Below are 14,163 nucleotides of genomic sequence, written 5' to 3'. Positions count from 1 at the left end.
CTCATGACAAAGCCATTAGGTATCACTGAAGTTGTTTTAAGAGATGGTCATCAATCATTGCTCGCCACTCGTTTACGCCTTGAGGATATGTTACCCATTGCGCCAAAACTTGATGAAATTGGTTTTTGGTCAATCGAGTCTTGGGGTGGTGCTACGTTTGACTCTTGTATTCGCTATTTAGGTGAAGATCCTTGGGAACGTTTACGCGCATTAAAAAAAGCGATGCCAAAAACTAAACAACAAATGTTATTTCGCGGTCAGAATATTTTAGGCTACCGTCATTATGCTGATGATGTGGTCGAGAAGTTTGTTGAACGTGCTCATGTTAACGGTATTGACGTGTTTCGCATTTTCGATGCAATGAATGATGTACGTAATTTACAAACAGCGATTAAATCAGCAGTAAAAGTCGGCGCTCATGCGCAAGGCACATTAAGCTATACCGAGAGTCCAGTGCATACCCTTGAAGGTTGGCTGACGATGGCTAAGCAAATTGAAGATATGGGCGCGCATTCTTTATGTATCAAAGACATGTCTGGTCTATTAAAACCTTACGACGCTGAAGAATTGATTGGTCGTCTAAAAGAAACGGTCTCTTTACCTATTGCTTTACATTGTCATGCGACCACAGGTTTAAGTATTGCTACTCACATGAAGGCTATTGATGCCGATGTAGATGTTATCGATACGTCTATTTCTTCAATGAGTATGACTTATGGTCATTCACCGACAGAAACGATTGTTTCGATTGTTGAAGGTACCAAACGAGATACCGGTTTAGACATGGTTAAGCTTGCTGAAGTTGCCACTTACTTTCGTGAAGTTCGTAAAAAGTATGCCAAATTTGAAGGTAGCTTAAAAGGTATCGATGCGCGTATTTTACTTGCACAAGTTCCTGGCGGCATGTTAACAAATATGGAAATGCAGTTAAGAGAACAAGGCGCTGCAGACAAGCTTGATGAAGTGTTAATTGAAATTCCAAAAGTAAGAAAAGATTTAGGTTATATCCCATTAGTGACACCAACCTCGCAAATTGTTGGTACGCAAGCGGTATTAAATGTATTGACGGGTGAGCGTTATAAGTCAATCACTAAAGAAACAGCCGGTGTTTTAAAGGGTGAATATGGCGCAACTGCCGATAAAGTTAATGCCGAATTGCAAGCGCGTGTTTTAGATGGCGCTGAAGCGATAACTTGTCGTCCTGCTGATTTAATTAAACCTGAACTTGATAATCTTACTGCAGAATTAGAAGAACTTGCAAAAGAGAAACAGATTGATTTAGCCGATGATGTGATTGATGACGTTTTAACGTATGCATTGTTCCCGCAAATAGGACTGAAATTTCTAGAAAATAGAAATAACCCGGATGCATTTGAACCTGTGCCTACGATTGAAGATGCGGTAGCAGCCTCTGCACCCGCTAAAAGTTCAACCGCGCCAGAAAGTTATGCAGTCAGCGTTGATGGTCAGGTGTTTGACGTCGTTGTAGGCCCTGGAGGCGATATTAGCCAAATTACTCAGCCTAGTAGCAGTCAATCATCATCACAGGCATCAAAACCGTCCTCATCAACTTCTGAAGCGTTAAATGCACCACTTGCTGGCAATATATTTAAAGTGTTAGTTAATGAAGGTGATGAAGTTGCAGCCGGTGAAGTTGTTATCATTATGGAAGCAATGAAAATGGAAACTGAAATTCGTGCAGTTAACTCAGGTACCGTCACTTCAGTGGATATTAAAGAAGGCGATTCTGTAACTGTTGGTCAAGCTTTATTGAGTTTAGGATAGATAATAATGGATTCGTTAAATAAACTTTGGTTGTCTACTGGCTTAGCTAACTTCGAGTCGGGTCAGGTGATCATGATGATAGTTGGCTGTTTGCTACTTTATCTTGCGATAGCACGTAACTTTGAACCGTTATTGTTATTACCTATGGGCTTTGGTGCGATATTAACCAATATACCTTTAGCTGGGTTTTCAGAAGTTGGTGGTTTATTACATTTCATCTACTATGCGGGTATTGATACGGGGATATTCCCGTTGATTATCTTTATGGGGGTGGGTGCAATGACCGACTTTGGCGCGTTAATCGCTAACCCTAAAACCTTATTACTTGGTGCTGCTGCTCAATTTGGTATCTTTGCTACCTTATTTGGTGCTATTGCTTTAAACGCAATACCTGGTATTGAATTTACGCTTAAAGATGCATCAGCTATTGCTATTATTGGTGGTGCAGATGGCCCAACAGCGATATTTTTAGCATCAAAACTAGCGCCAGAATTATTAGGTGCTATTGCTGTTGCGGCTTATTCTTACATGGCTTTAGTGCCAATTATTCAGCCACCTATTATGCGCGCATTAACCACTGATGCTGAACGTAAAATTGAAATGGAGCAATTACGCCCAGTAACAAAAATTGAAAAAATAGTATTCCCATTAGGTGTTCTCATGATGACTATTTTCTTTTTACCATCAGCAACACCTTTAGTTGGCATGTTCTGTTTGGGTAATTTGATGCGTGAATGTGGAGTGGTTGAACGATTAAGCTCAACAGCACAGAACGAGTTAATTAATATCACCACCATATTCTTAGGTTTAGGGGTTGGCTCTAAATTAAGTGCCGAAGCCTTTTTGAATATAGAAACCTTAGGTATTTTAGGTTTAGGTGCCGTGGCATTCTCAATTGGCACTGCTTCTGGGGTATTAATGGCTAAGTTAATGAATAAGCTTTCATCAACACCTATTAATCCTCTCATTGGCGCTGCCGGTGTTTCAGCAGTACCTATGGCGGCACGTGTTGCTAATAAAGTGGGTCTGGAAGCTAATCCACACAACTTCTTATTAATGCATGCGATGGGGCCTAACGTTGCCGGTGTGCTTGGTTCAGCGGTTGCGGCAGGTATCTTACTGGCATTAGTGGGATAGGAATTGCGGTACGCTTAACGCGTTAACTAACAAAAACGGGAAGCTTTGCTTCCCGTTTTTTTTCATTTTAGCTGCGCTAATGCCCAGGTACGACAACAAATGACATCTTTGCTAGCTTAGCTATCTTTTACTCAATTATACCGTTATCAGGCAATTGGGCGTAAGGGGCTATTTTTTTAAAGTAGTGAGCGGTATCGTCAGACAGCAAGGCATCTAATTGTTTTTTTAGCTTTGCTCCTACTGCATCGTTTGCAACAGCAAGACTTGCTGCAATAACTTTAAACTTTTGATAATAAATTTTTTGTGGGCTTTCTGGGGAGTTGAATTCTGTTGGAACTTTGGTGGAGAGGTCGTCTTGTAATTCTTTAATCGTTGACATCATAGCCACCCGTTCGAAAAGTATCACTTTAAGTCTCCCGCGTGCCATCATCATAATTAATTGCGCTAAACTGCTTACTTCAACAAACTTTTCTCTGGGAACTTGCGCTAATTCAGCGAAAAAATCAGCATTACCAATTAGCGTACCAATGCTCCCTTCGGGCAGATTTTTGATGTCAAAGTTAGCGGGGGATGTTGAATAAAGATCAACGGTAGTGTCAAAGTGCCAAGATAACTCTTGTGCGTATTGGTAAAAGCTTTCTGTTTCACTATCTTTAGGCGTTAAACCTACCATGTCGATACGGTAACTTTTTAATTCCAGCTTCGCCCGAGCATAGGTCATTATTTGATAATTAAACGTTAGTGTCGAATTTTCTTGCAGGCCATTAAGCATATCAATAACAAAACCACTGCCGTCTTCGTTTACTAAAGGAGGAAATGGCTCCAACCCAACTAAAATATTAGTAGGGTTGGCTAATGATTTAACGCTAAATAAAGCACACAAAACAGCAACACCGACAACTTTATATAACACTGATATGTTGTTTGAAATAGACATCTTATAAATACTGTTTGAATGTTTAAATATAGCCATTAAGGATTCAATTTAAATTGATGCCATAGTACCTTTTTGTCATCTTGATTTTGCTCTTGTTCAAAACAAATACGGTCATGTAAACGATTAGCTCGACCTTGCCAAAATTCAAGGTAATGAGGTTTTATTCGCCAACCGCCCCAAAATTCAGGTAAGGGAACTTCTTGGCCAGCAAACTTTTTAGTGTAATAAGCTTCGCTCTGCTTTAGTGCTTCTTTACTCGCCAGTGGTGAGCTTTGCTTTGACGCCCATGCGCCAATTTGGCTACCGCGGTCTCTGCTATGAAAATACTGTTCTGATTGTTCAGCCGTTACTTTTTCGACTCTGCCTTCTATCCTGACTTGGCGTTGCAGTACATTCCAATGAAATAATAAGGCTATCTTATTATTTTCATTTAAATCTTGGCTTTTTCGGCTGCCGTAATTAGTATAAAAAACGAAACCATCGTCATTAAACTCTTTTAACAACACCATACGTGAGCTAGGTTGACCGTTTTGATCGCAACTGCTGACAGACATAGCTTCAGGTAATAAAATGCCTGATTTTTTTGCGTCATCAAACCATTGGCCAAACAATTCGATGGGTGTTGTTTGTTCAGAAATATCGGGCAATGGTAAGGCAACACCTTGACCAAATGTTAATAAGCAGCGTAATTTTTCAAATAATGTCATAACGGTAAATTTAAATGATGTAGGGAGAATAGGTTCGTTAGATAGTAGCATGAATGTTTTATCTGACAATAAGAGATTATCGGCTTAATGCAATCAAAAGTTAATGCAGTGATGACTATATTTTCCAATCATCACTGAAGTCTAATGCTTCACGAAGGCGTTTTTTTTCAAGCAAATCATCGATACGTTTACGCACCTTGCTATTTTTATCTGCTTTTTTACCGGTGGCGAGATCTTTGTCGTAGTTATCAGACTCGTCATTTGCTTTATATTCATCTGCCATTATCGTGTTTTTCTCACGGTTAAGTATTTTTATTAATAAGGATTAATTTCAAGATAGGCAACAACTGAGAAAATTTCAATAAATTAGCTTAATCGCCTACTATTAATGCCATTATTTTTAGTAAATAACCGCAGATAAAAATAAACTATTTGAATTGGGGTAGCACATTGATAAACTGCTTTCACTTTAGTTTTACTGAATTTAGCGCCTGCTTATGTCTAACCATAATTTCGTCGAATGGCTTGAAGAAATGCAATGTCAGGCTTTGACCAAATTTCAGCGACAACTGGTGTTACTGGTCGGTGATGCTTGCTGGGTCAAACAGTTACTGCAACTTAATGAACAAAACCAGAGTAAAGACGCTTGGCTGGTATTTAGTCACCACCCCGAAATTTCTGCCACGATCAACAACAAACACTTTGCTCAGCAACTCGGTAGTGAGCATAGTCGAATATTATTTTCAGGTGTTGAAAATAGCGACTGTTCTGCGCCTAATAGTATCAATTTGGATGCTTTTGCGGCGCTCTCTGGCACGCTAGTCGCTGGCGGTGTTATGTGTTTATGGCTTGAAAAACCATTAATACAAGCGATTGAGCAAACAAAGGCAGCTTCACTTAAGTATTTTTATCGACAACTACTCGACAATAAAGCCTTAATTACGATTACACAAAATGACGAGCAAACGTTTCCGTTGTTAGATGGTATAGCACCAGTAATATCGACCGTCTCTAGTGATTTTTTATATCAATGTAAAACCAAAGAACAACAAATAGCCGTTGAACATATTATTAAGGTCAGCCGAGGTCATCGAAACCGCCCATTAGTGTTAACTGCTGATCGTGGTCGTGGAAAATCATCAGCGCTTGCTATTGCTTGTGTTGAGCTCATTGCAAATAACACCGCTATGGGCCATGAAAAAATTAATATAGTTATTACCGCACCCCATGTTCGTTCTTTATCGGTTTTTTACCGCCAACTTGCTTGTTCATTAGCGGCACTTGGCGAAAAATTTGACTATGCTAATACCAGCAAAACCGCTTTGGTTCACCCCTTGGGTTCGATAACTTTTGTTGCGGTCGATCAACTCATTCGCCGCGATGATCCATTGAATATTTCGCTATTACTGGTTGACGAGGCAGCTGCCATTCCGGTGCCTTTATTAACAAGCTTAACGGCTCTTTTTTCTCGTGTTGTTTTTTCAAGTACGGTTCATGGTTATGAAGGAGCAGGGCGCGGCTTTACGGTAAAGTTTCAACAAGCGTTAACAAAGCAAGTGCCGCAGTGGCGAAGCTTTCATATGCATCAGCCTATTCGCTGGCGTCAAGACGATCCGTTAGAAGTCTTTGTTTTTGAAAGTTGTTTACTTAACGCCAAGTTAACAGAATTGCCGTTACTAACTCAGCCTGTAACCGAAATTTCTTTGAATAAAGCAACCTTAAGCCAATCATCAACAGTGCACTTTGCTAAAGAATCGTTATCTTTTAGCCAAGTGTCATCAACCTCGTTGATTGAAGACACGGCGTTATTAAAGCAAGTTTTTGCTGTGCTGGTCACCGCTCATTACCAAACGTCACCGAACGATATTACGCTATTACTTGACAATAAAGCGCTACAATTATTTGTCGCCAAATTAGGTGATGATATTGTCGGTGTTGCCTTACTTCTTGAAGAAGGGTGTCATAAAACAGCCGATATTCAAGCGATAGCAACAAATCAACGTCGACTAAAAAATCAGTTTATTCCCCAATCTTTATTAACTCATTGTGGTTTTAGTGAAAGCTTTAGTTATCAATATCTGCGGGTTTTACGCATAGCTATTCATCCACAATATCAAGGATATGGTTTTGGCCGTTGTTTTGTTAAAGCGCTAGAAAATTTTGCAAAAAAGCAGCAAGTTGATTTTATTGGCGCGAGTTTTGGTGCCAATGCGCAGTTACTTAAGTTTTGGCAAGATGCTGATTATCAAATTGCTCGAATAGGTTTCACTAAAGACCAAGCCAGTGGTGAGCATTCCGCGCTAGTGGTTTCTGCAATGAGCGAGCGAGGGCAATTTTTTGAACGAAAGATTGCCAGTGAATTTTATAGTTCATTCGATTATTTACTCACCGATGAATACAAAGGTTTATCGCCTAAGTTAGTGTGGCAAATATTACATCATTGCCCTGATAAAAGTTTACCGCAGTTAAGCGCCCATCAGCTGAGCAGCATTAGCGATTTTATTCAACAAAAACGGCAGTTTAGTCATTGCGTAAAAGCGTTGCATTATTGGTGTCTTTTACACTGTAAAGAAAATTATCAAGCAAGTATACTACTGTTAATCGAGCGTATTTTACAGAAAAAGCCCGTTGATGAAGTATGTAAGAATCATCAGTTAACCGGTAAAAAAATGCTAAATCAGGCATTAATTGACTACATTACGCAGGCTCAAGCGCAATAGCTATTCAATCGCCTAGGCAATCTGTTGTTGCCAAAATTTAAGCATAGTAAAATAATGACAAGGCTGACTGGCGAAAGCGGTGAAGTCGTCATGTTTGATAAGGCGAGTTAAATAATAGCTAATCACCTTTGCTAATCCATTACTGGGATGCTGCGCATAAGTCTTGGTCAATACGCTCAACCAATCTTCTATTTGATAAAGCTCACTTGAATATGCAATAGCGCAATGAATACTATCTTTGTGAGAGCCCGCAGAATAAGTTAACGGCATCTTGATTGCTCTCCTTGTAAGCTGCTTAGTAAGAGTGATTGCCACAATGTTTTACGCGCAGCATCATCTAAGCACCTGCACTCATTACCGGGCAAAGCGCCAGACAAGATTAACTTTTCTAATAATATGATGGGTAATTCAACTTGTGCCTTTTCAGTGTGTATGTGGTGATAATTGTCTTGGATATTTTTTCTATTGATAGAATATTGTTGCGCACCCATGATGAAACTCCTTTGCTTTGCCGATGACGTTAGATTTAATTTAATGTAATAGTTGTCACAATGCAAATGATAATTATTATCATTTGCATTGTGGTGGTGTTTTATTATTTTTAGTGATGTGATCTTTACACATATCCCATTACAATAACGAGCAAGCATTAGGTATTATTAGGAAAGTTATGACACAGAATCAGCAACGGGTTGGTCAAACAAAAAACGATGTTATTGAAGTTAATCATTTAGTTAAAAGTTATAAAGGCGTGCAAGCGGTTGATGATATTAGTTTCACCATTACTAAAGGGCATTGTTTTGGTTTGTTAGGGCCAAATGGTGCAGGAAAAACGACGACCATTGAAATAATGGAAGGGATAATTCCAGCGACCAGTGGTGAAGTGCTTTATTCAGGAAAAAGCATAGGCAAGGATATAAGTCAGCAAATAGGCATTCAATTTCAAAGTACTGCTTTGCAAGATTTTTTAACGGTACAAGAGACCTTAAATTTATTCACCGCATTTTATGACAACACCGTACCTCATCAGCAATTAATTGAGCTCTGTGGCTTAAAAGATTTTTTAGATAGAGATAATCGTTTGTTGTCGGGTGGACAACGCCAACGGTTATTATTAGCACTGGCGTTAATTAATGACCCCGATATTATTTTTCTTGATGAACCCACCACCGGGCTTGATCCACAGGCGAGACGTAATTTTTGGCAGTTAATAAAAAATATTAAAGCCCAAAATAAGACGGTTATTTTAACCACTCATTACATGGACGAAGCGGAACAACTTTGTGATGAAGTGGTTATTATGGACAATGGTAAAATTATTGAAAGTGGCACACCTAACCGATTACTTGCCAAGCATTTTCAAGAGGTTTTTATTTATTTACCTCAAGAGCAAGTACCGCAGCCATTAATTGAAAAACATCAGTGGACTATCGAACACGAGCGGGTCGAAATAACGACGCAACATGTGGAAGAAACTATTAGCTTGTTAATTGCTGAGAAAATTCCATTAGAAGGTTTACAAGTAAAGTCTCCAAATCTTGATGACCTTTTTCTAAAATTAACCGGCCATTCGTTGAGAGAGTAAAGTTATGAATTTTAAACGTTTTTTTGCGGTAGTCAAAGCCCGTAATATTGAGTTTTTTCGCGATCGTTCATCGTTAGGGTGGAATTTGTTTTTTCCTATTCTCATGTTAGCGGGTTTATCTTTTGTTTTTTCTGGTGACGGAAAAGCCGTTTATAAAGTGGGGGTTATCGACAGTAAAACCGTTCAATCGAGTTTTATGGAAACACGTTACGTTGACTTTATTGACTATCAAGATAAGGCGTTAGCAACCGTAAAATTAGAACAGCATGCTATTGATTTTTTAGTCGACTTTAGCCAAAAAAGCTATTGGGTTAACCAAGGTTCGCCAAACAGTTACCTGGTTGAAAAAATCTTTTTAGGACAACACAATAACTTTCAACGCCTAGAAACCTATGGGAAGAAAATTCGTTATGTCGATTGGGTGCTGCCTGGGATCCTTGGAATGAACATGATGTTCAGTTGCCTATTTGGTGTTGGCTACGTGATAGTACGTTATCGTAAAAATGCGGTATTAAAACGTTTAAAAGCGACACCGCTTTCAGCGTTTGAATTTGTATCAGCACAATTAGTGTCACGTATCTTTATTGTGATGTTTATGTCGAGTGTTGTTTATATTGGCTGTAATTTCTTTTTTGATTTTTACATGCTGGGCAGCTATTTTGATCTATTTATCATCGCAGTTTTAGGCGCTATTAGCTTAATATCTTTAGGCTTGCTGGTCGCGAGCAGAAGTAAGAGTGAAGAGCTTATTGGCGGTTTACTTAATTTGACCTCATGGCCAATGATGTTGTTATCAGGTGTTTGGTTTAGTTTAGAAGGTGCGCCCAATGCGGTAAAAGTTTTTGCTGACTTTTTACCTTTAACTCATTTAGTGGCTGGAGCGAGAAAAGTGATCACCGAAGGTGCAACCCTAGCTGATATCAGTTATCACCTGACCGCACTTTTGATTATGAGTACTATCTTTTTAGCGTTAGGTTCTTACTTATTTAGTTGGAATACCGAGCGATAATAGCGGTTGCTGTTTTATAGTGAGACCTATTAATCATTATACTAGGTCTCGTTGTGCAACAAAATCCGGCCGTAACACGCCCCTTTATTTTTTTATGGCGTTTACCTCTTTCAGCAGAGGAACAGCAAACTTAACTGTTAATTATTAATCGGCGAGTGCTTTACCCACTAAGGTCGCTAAATGGTTAGGGAGTGTTAATGAAAGTGCTATTTCGTGGCCACGCACTGACATTTTTCCCCAAGTTTTCTTTACTATCCTAATGATTTTAGCTTCGTTGTCTGCTTCAGTATATTTAGCGGCAAAAGCGTCAAAGTAATATTGTAGGAATACTAAGCAAGCGACATCCTCTAACGTTTGCGTGTTGGCATTTGTTTTGAGCTGTTCTTTTCTTAAAATACAAGCGGTCAATTCAGCCTCATGCTCAGAATAATCATTTTCTATCATTAATGACTTAGTGAGCTCAGCGTGGAACTTTCCTTGGGAAATTCGCCATTGATAATAGCCAGCTTTGCCTTCATCAAATTCGGTACGCTTTAAGTCCCAGCGTTTAATATGCTGTGCGCGCACAGCTATTTGTAATAATTCATTTGACTGAGGAAAGTACTGCTCAAGACAAGAGGTCATGTATTGACCATAAAGTAATTCATTGGCTTGAGGATGCCCATTAACAAGTGTTTGATTGGGATCTTCACTATTTATTTTATCGATTGCACAAAGTACGGCGGTTAAACGAGATGAAGTCATAAAGGGTATCCAAAGCCTAGGGCGAATTAAAACAATATGTTAGCTTTTTATCGATAAAATAAACACAGTGATTAAATGTTTTTGTCAAAATAACAGAAATTGATCGGTTGATCATATTGTCGTGGTAGCTAGTTTTAAGTATAATGTTTTCCCGTCCTGCTAGGTTGGTGCGTTTTTCAAAATCATGACTAAACTTACCTCATTATTCGTTAATTAATTCGTATAATAAGCTAGCAAAACAACTTAAGTAAAACACACAAAATTCCTGCTCACTCTGACTTTTGGTATCACATGACAACTAGATATATTTTTGTAACCGGCGGCGTTGTATCGTCTCTTGGTAAAGGTATTGCCGCGGCTTCTCTTGCTGCAATTCTTGAAGCACGCGGCTTAAAAGTCACAATGTTAAAACTTGACCCTTATATTAATGTTGACCCGGGTACGATGAGTCCTATTCAACATGGTGAAGTGTTTGTTACCGAAGACGGCGCGGAAACTGATTTGGATTTAGGGCATTATGAACGATTTATTCGTACCAAAATGACCAAGCTTAATAACTTCACCACCGGCAGAATATATCAAGATATTCTTGCACGTGAGCGCAAAGGTGAGTTTTTAGGTGCCACTATTCAAGTTATTCCTCATATTACTAACGACATTAAGCGTCGCGTTATTGAGGGGGCTGAAGGTTATGACGTTGCTATGGTTGAGATTGGCGGCACGGTTGGTGATATTGAATCACAACCTTTCTTAGAAGCTATACGCCAGTTAGGTACAGAATTAGGACGTGAGCGTGCGATGTATATGCACCTAACGTTAGTGCCTTATATTAAAACAGCCGGCGAAATTAAAACAAAACCAACTCAACACTCAGTGAAAGAGCTACGCTCAATCGGTATCGTCCCTGATATTTTAGTGTGTCGAAGTGAACGCACTGTGCCTGCTAATGAGCGAGCAAAAATATCTTTGTTTACCAATGTTGCTGAAAAAGCGGTTTTATCAATGCGTGACGTTGATAGCATTTATAAGATTCCGGCGTTACTTAAAGCCCAAGGTATAGATGAATTAGTGGTTAAACGTTTTGGTCTTGATGTACCTGCAGCCGATTTAAGTGAATGGGAAAAAGTACTCTATCAAGAAGCTAACCCTTTTGGTGAAGTTACCATAGGCATGGTAGGTAAATATATTGAATTACCAGACGCGTATAAATCTGTTAACGAAGCATTAAAACATGCCGGCTTGAAAAACCAAGTAACGGTAAACATTAAATACATTGACTCACAAGATCTTGAGAGCAAAGGAACTGATGTTTTAGGAACCGTTGACGCGATATTAGTGCCAGGTGGTTTTGGTATTCGTGGCGTTGAAGGAAAAATTTTAGCGGCGAAATATGCCCGTGAAAACAAAGTGCCTTATTTAGGCATTTGTTTAGGTATGCAAGTGGCGCTTATTGATTATGCCCGCAATGTTGCTGGTCTTACTGACGCTCATAGCACCGAATTTAACCCTGAAACCCCACATCCAGTGGTTGGTTTAATTAATGAATGGTTAGATGAAGAAGGCCAAGTTGAATACCGTCATGAAAATTCAGACTTAGGCGGCACGATGCGTTTAGGTTCACAATTGTGCCACCTTGTGAAAGGTACCAAGGCATATGACGTATATGGCAGTGAAACAATTTATGAGAGACACCGTCATCGTTATGAGGTAAATAATAACTACCGTGAGCAAATTAGCAAAGCTGGTTTGGTGTTCTCGGGGTTATCTACGGATAAAACATTAGTTGAGATGATTGAAATACCGGATCATCCTTGGTTTATTGCTGGGCAGTTTCATCCTGAGTTTAATTCAACTCCACGTGATGGACACCCATTGTTTGAAAGCTTTATTGCTGCTTCATTTGAGCATCAAAAACAGCAATCAAGTTAAACCTGAAAATTAATAAAACCGTAGCATAGTGCTGCGGTTTTGCTTTCTGGCATAATTATTTATGGCAAAATGTTTTATCAGTAAAATGTAAACTAAAAACTATTACCAACTTAATAGCGGTTCATTCGCTGTAGTGCACTCAATTTAAAGGAATTATAATGTCGAATATCAGTAAAATTATCGCCCGTGAAATTATGGACTCTCGTGGTAACCCAACCGTTGAAGCTGACGTTTTTTTAGCATCGGGTGCTTGGGGCCGTGCTGCTGCACCCTCTGGCGCATCAACCGGTTCACGTGAAGCGTTAGAGTTACGTGATGGTGATAAATCTCGTTATTTAGGTAAAGGCGTATTAAAAGCGGTTGCGGCGATAAACAATGACATTCAAACGGCATTGATCGGACAAAGTGCTTTAGAACAAGCCACTATTGATCAAATCATGATCGACTTAGACGGTACTGAAAATAAAGAAAAATTTGGTGCCAATGCTATTTTAGCGGTTTCATTAGCAAATGCAAAAGCAGCCGCAATGGAAAAGAAAGTACAATTGTTTGAACATATCGCTGATTTAAACGGAACTCCGGGTCAATACTCATTACCTTTACCTATGATGAATATTATCAATGGCGGTGAACATGCAGACAATAATGTTGATATTCAAGAATTCATGATCCAACCGGTAAGTGCTAAAAGTTTCAGTGAAGCATTACGTATGGGCGCTGAAATATTTCATGCCTTGAAAAAAGTATTATCAGCAAAAGGTTTAAATACTGCCGTTGGTGATGAAGGTGGTTTTGCACCTGATTTAGCCTCGAATGCTGACGCCTTAGCGGTTATTAAGGAAGCAGTTTCTGCTGCCGGTTATGAATTAGGTAAAGACATTACGTTAGCGATGGATTGTGCTGCTTCAGAGTTTTATGATAGCGAGAAAGGCATTTACGACCTGAAAGGCGAAGGCAAGCAATTTACAGCTAACGAATTCTCTGATTTTTTAGCAACGTTATGTGAAGAATACCCTATCGTTTCTATTGAAGACGGTTTGGACGAGTCTGATTGGGACGGTTTTGCTTACCAAACAAAATTATTGGGCGATAAAATACAAATTGTTGGCGATGATTTATTTGTAACAAATACTAAAATCTTAGCACGTGGTATTGAACAAGGTATTGGCAACTCAATTTTAATTAAGTTTAACCAAATTGGTACCTTAACTGAAACATTAGCGGCGATTAAAATGGCGAAAGATGCAGGCTTTACTGCAGTTATCTCTCATCGTTCAGGCGAAACCGAAGATGCAACGATTGCTGATTTAGCGGTAGGTACAGCGGCAGGCCAAATTAAAACCGGTTCACTTTGTCGTTCAGACCGTGTTTCTAAGTATAACCAATTACTACGTATTGAAGAGTACCTTGGTGATAAAGCTATATTCAACGGCCTGTCAGAAGTTAAAGGCCAATAACGATTAAACTATGTTTATTTCTTCCTACCACGTTGTTAGAAGTACTCATTGACTATCGTCAACTCCGTGCGTCTGCCTAGTGGTAGTTTGAACTAACTCATATTTTGATTCGTTATTTGAGTTATAAATATAGTCATAAAAAGCCACTCAATT

Annotated in this window: 13 protein-coding genes; 7 read left to right on the top strand and 6 right to left on the bottom strand. The window is 39.2% G+C overall.

Annotated features, from left to right (window positions below):
• The first annotated feature begins 3 nt into the window (after positions 1 to 3).
• Positions 4 to 1,785: a sodium-extruding oxaloacetate decarboxylase subunit alpha gene (oadA, locus tag H4J57_RS00280; protein WP_182241607.1), complete on the top strand. Its 1,782-nt coding sequence runs from the start codon at positions 4 to 6 to the stop codon at positions 1,783 to 1,785.
• A 6-nt stretch (positions 1,786 to 1,791) separates the two neighbouring features.
• Positions 1,792 to 2,922, top strand: coding sequence for a sodium ion-translocating decarboxylase subunit beta (locus tag H4J57_RS00275; RefSeq protein ID WP_182217347.1), 1,131 nt, complete (start codon positions 1,792 to 1,794; stop codon positions 2,920 to 2,922).
• A gap of 127 nt (positions 2,923 to 3,049) precedes the next feature.
• Here the strand turns inward: H4J57_RS00275 and H4J57_RS00270 are convergent, their stop codons facing one another.
• From H4J57_RS00270 to H4J57_RS00260, 3 genes are all read right to left on the bottom strand, one after another.
• The gene (locus H4J57_RS00270) at positions 3,050 to 3,895 is read right to left on the bottom strand and encodes a transporter substrate-binding domain-containing protein (RefSeq protein ID WP_182217349.1); all 846 of its coding nucleotides are present in this window, start codon (positions 3,893 to 3,895) and stop codon (positions 3,050 to 3,052) included.
• Entirely contained in the window at positions 3,895 to 4,566 is a 672-nt protein-coding gene (pdxH, locus tag H4J57_RS00265; RefSeq protein ID WP_182230966.1) for a pyridoxamine 5'-phosphate oxidase, read from the bottom strand. Before pdxH ends, H4J57_RS00270 begins: the two co-directional genes overlap by 1 nt.
• Positions 4,567 to 4,681: 115 nt before the next feature.
• Positions 4,682 to 4,849 carry a PA3496 family putative envelope integrity protein gene (locus tag H4J57_RS00260; protein ID WP_182241606.1) on the bottom strand — a complete coding sequence of 56 codons (168 nt, stop codon included), beginning with the start codon at positions 4,847 to 4,849 and terminating at the stop codon, positions 4,682 to 4,684.
• 214 nt (positions 4,850 to 5,063) lie between these two features.
• Between H4J57_RS00260 and H4J57_RS00255 the strand changes: the two genes are divergently transcribed.
• Positions 5,064 to 7,286 carry a GNAT family N-acetyltransferase gene (locus H4J57_RS00255; RefSeq protein WP_182241605.1) on the top strand — a complete coding sequence of 741 codons (2,223 nt, stop codon included), beginning with the start codon at positions 5,064 to 5,066 and terminating at the stop codon, positions 7,284 to 7,286.
• A 12-nt stretch (positions 7,287 to 7,298) separates the two neighbouring features.
• On the opposite strand, the gene H4J57_RS00250 is transcribed toward H4J57_RS00255, so the two are convergent.
• Together H4J57_RS00250 and H4J57_RS00245 are read right to left on the bottom strand one after the other, a co-directional pair.
• The gene (locus H4J57_RS00250; protein WP_182230923.1) at positions 7,299 to 7,556 is read right to left on the bottom strand and encodes a hypothetical protein; all 258 of its coding nucleotides are present in this window, start codon (positions 7,554 to 7,556) and stop codon (positions 7,299 to 7,301) included.
• Positions 7,547 to 7,777, bottom strand: a complete 231-nt coding sequence (locus tag H4J57_RS00245; protein WP_182241604.1) for a hypothetical protein — start codon at positions 7,775 to 7,777, stop codon at positions 7,547 to 7,549. Before H4J57_RS00245 ends, H4J57_RS00250 begins: the two co-directional genes overlap by 10 nt.
• A 179-nt stretch (positions 7,778 to 7,956) precedes the next feature.
• Here H4J57_RS00245 and H4J57_RS00240 point away from each other — a divergent pair, with 179 nt between their 5' ends.
• Both H4J57_RS00240 and H4J57_RS00235 read left to right on the top strand, forming a co-directional pair.
• Positions 7,957 to 8,871 (top strand): ABC transporter ATP-binding protein, encoded by a 915-nt coding sequence (locus tag H4J57_RS00240; RefSeq protein WP_182241603.1) that lies wholly within the window; start codon positions 7,957 to 7,959, stop codon positions 8,869 to 8,871.
• A gap of 4 nt (positions 8,872 to 8,875) precedes the next feature.
• Positions 8,876 to 9,880 (top strand): ABC transporter permease, encoded by a 1,005-nt coding sequence (locus H4J57_RS00235; RefSeq protein ID WP_070374527.1) that lies wholly within the window; start codon positions 8,876 to 8,878, stop codon positions 9,878 to 9,880.
• Positions 9,881 to 10,024: 144 nt separating this feature from the next.
• On the opposite strand, the gene H4J57_RS00230 is transcribed toward H4J57_RS00235, so the two are convergent.
• Complete coding sequence (locus H4J57_RS00230) at positions 10,025 to 10,624, bottom strand: DUF4202 domain-containing protein (RefSeq protein ID WP_182241602.1); 600 nt, start codon at positions 10,622 to 10,624, stop codon at positions 10,025 to 10,027.
• Positions 10,625 to 10,915: 291 nt separating this feature from the next.
• Here H4J57_RS00230 and H4J57_RS00225 point away from each other — a divergent pair, with 291 nt between their 5' ends.
• Together H4J57_RS00225 and eno are read left to right on the top strand one after the other, a co-directional pair.
• Positions 10,916 to 12,553: a CTP synthase gene (locus H4J57_RS00225; RefSeq protein ID WP_070374523.1), complete on the top strand. Its 1,638-nt coding sequence runs from the start codon at positions 10,916 to 10,918 to the stop codon at positions 12,551 to 12,553.
• A 158-nt stretch (positions 12,554 to 12,711) separates the two neighbouring features.
• Positions 12,712 to 14,010, top strand: a complete 1,299-nt coding sequence (eno, locus tag H4J57_RS00220) for a phosphopyruvate hydratase (protein WP_182222863.1) — start codon at positions 12,712 to 12,714, stop codon at positions 14,008 to 14,010.
• Positions 14,011 to 14,163: the final 153 nt, after the last annotated feature.

The sequence above is a fragment of the Colwellia sp. BRX8-7 genome (assembly GCF_014077275.1).
In the GTDB taxonomy this organism is placed as follows: domain Bacteria; phylum Pseudomonadota; class Gammaproteobacteria; order Enterobacterales; family Alteromonadaceae; genus Colwellia_A.
The sequence above is the reverse complement of the archived record's forward strand: the minus strand, read 5'-3'. Positions and strand labels throughout refer to the sequence as shown.

What these genes read in the sequence shown, in the direction of transcription:
- oadA (WP_182241607.1), top strand. Translation starts at nt 4, where the DNA reads ATGACAAAGCCATTAGGTATCACTGAAGTTGTTTTAAGAGATGGTCAT.
- H4J57_RS00275 (WP_182217347.1), top strand. Translation starts at nt 1,792, where the DNA reads ATGGATTCGTTAAATAAACTTTGGTTGTCTACTGGCTTAGCTAACTTC.
- H4J57_RS00270 (WP_182217349.1), bottom strand. Translation starts at nt 3,895, where the DNA reads ATGGCTATATTTAAACATTCAAACAGTATTTATAAGATGTCTATTTCA.
- pdxH (WP_182230966.1), bottom strand. Translation starts at nt 4,566, where the DNA reads ATGACATTATTTGAAAAATTACGCTGCTTATTAACATTTGGTCAAGGT.
- H4J57_RS00260 (WP_182241606.1), bottom strand. Translation starts at nt 4,849, where the DNA reads ATGGCAGATGAATATAAAGCAAATGACGAGTCTGATAACTACGACAAA.
- H4J57_RS00255 (WP_182241605.1), top strand. Translation starts at nt 5,064, where the DNA reads ATGTCTAACCATAATTTCGTCGAATGGCTTGAAGAAATGCAATGTCAG.
- H4J57_RS00250 (WP_182230923.1), bottom strand. Translation starts at nt 7,556, where the DNA reads ATGCCGTTAACTTATTCTGCGGGCTCTCACAAAGATAGTATTCATTGC.
- H4J57_RS00245 (WP_182241604.1), bottom strand. Translation starts at nt 7,777, where the DNA reads ATGGGTGCGCAACAATATTCTATCAATAGAAAAAATATCCAAGACAAT.
- H4J57_RS00240 (WP_182241603.1), top strand. Translation starts at nt 7,957, where the DNA reads ATGACACAGAATCAGCAACGGGTTGGTCAAACAAAAAACGATGTTATT.
- H4J57_RS00235 (WP_070374527.1), top strand. Translation starts at nt 8,876, where the DNA reads ATGAATTTTAAACGTTTTTTTGCGGTAGTCAAAGCCCGTAATATTGAG.
- H4J57_RS00230 (WP_182241602.1), bottom strand. Translation starts at nt 10,624, where the DNA reads ATGACTTCATCTCGTTTAACCGCCGTACTTTGTGCAATCGATAAAATA.
- H4J57_RS00225 (WP_070374523.1), top strand. Translation starts at nt 10,916, where the DNA reads ATGACAACTAGATATATTTTTGTAACCGGCGGCGTTGTATCGTCTCTT.
- eno (WP_182222863.1), top strand. Translation starts at nt 12,712, where the DNA reads ATGTCGAATATCAGTAAAATTATCGCCCGTGAAATTATGGACTCTCGT.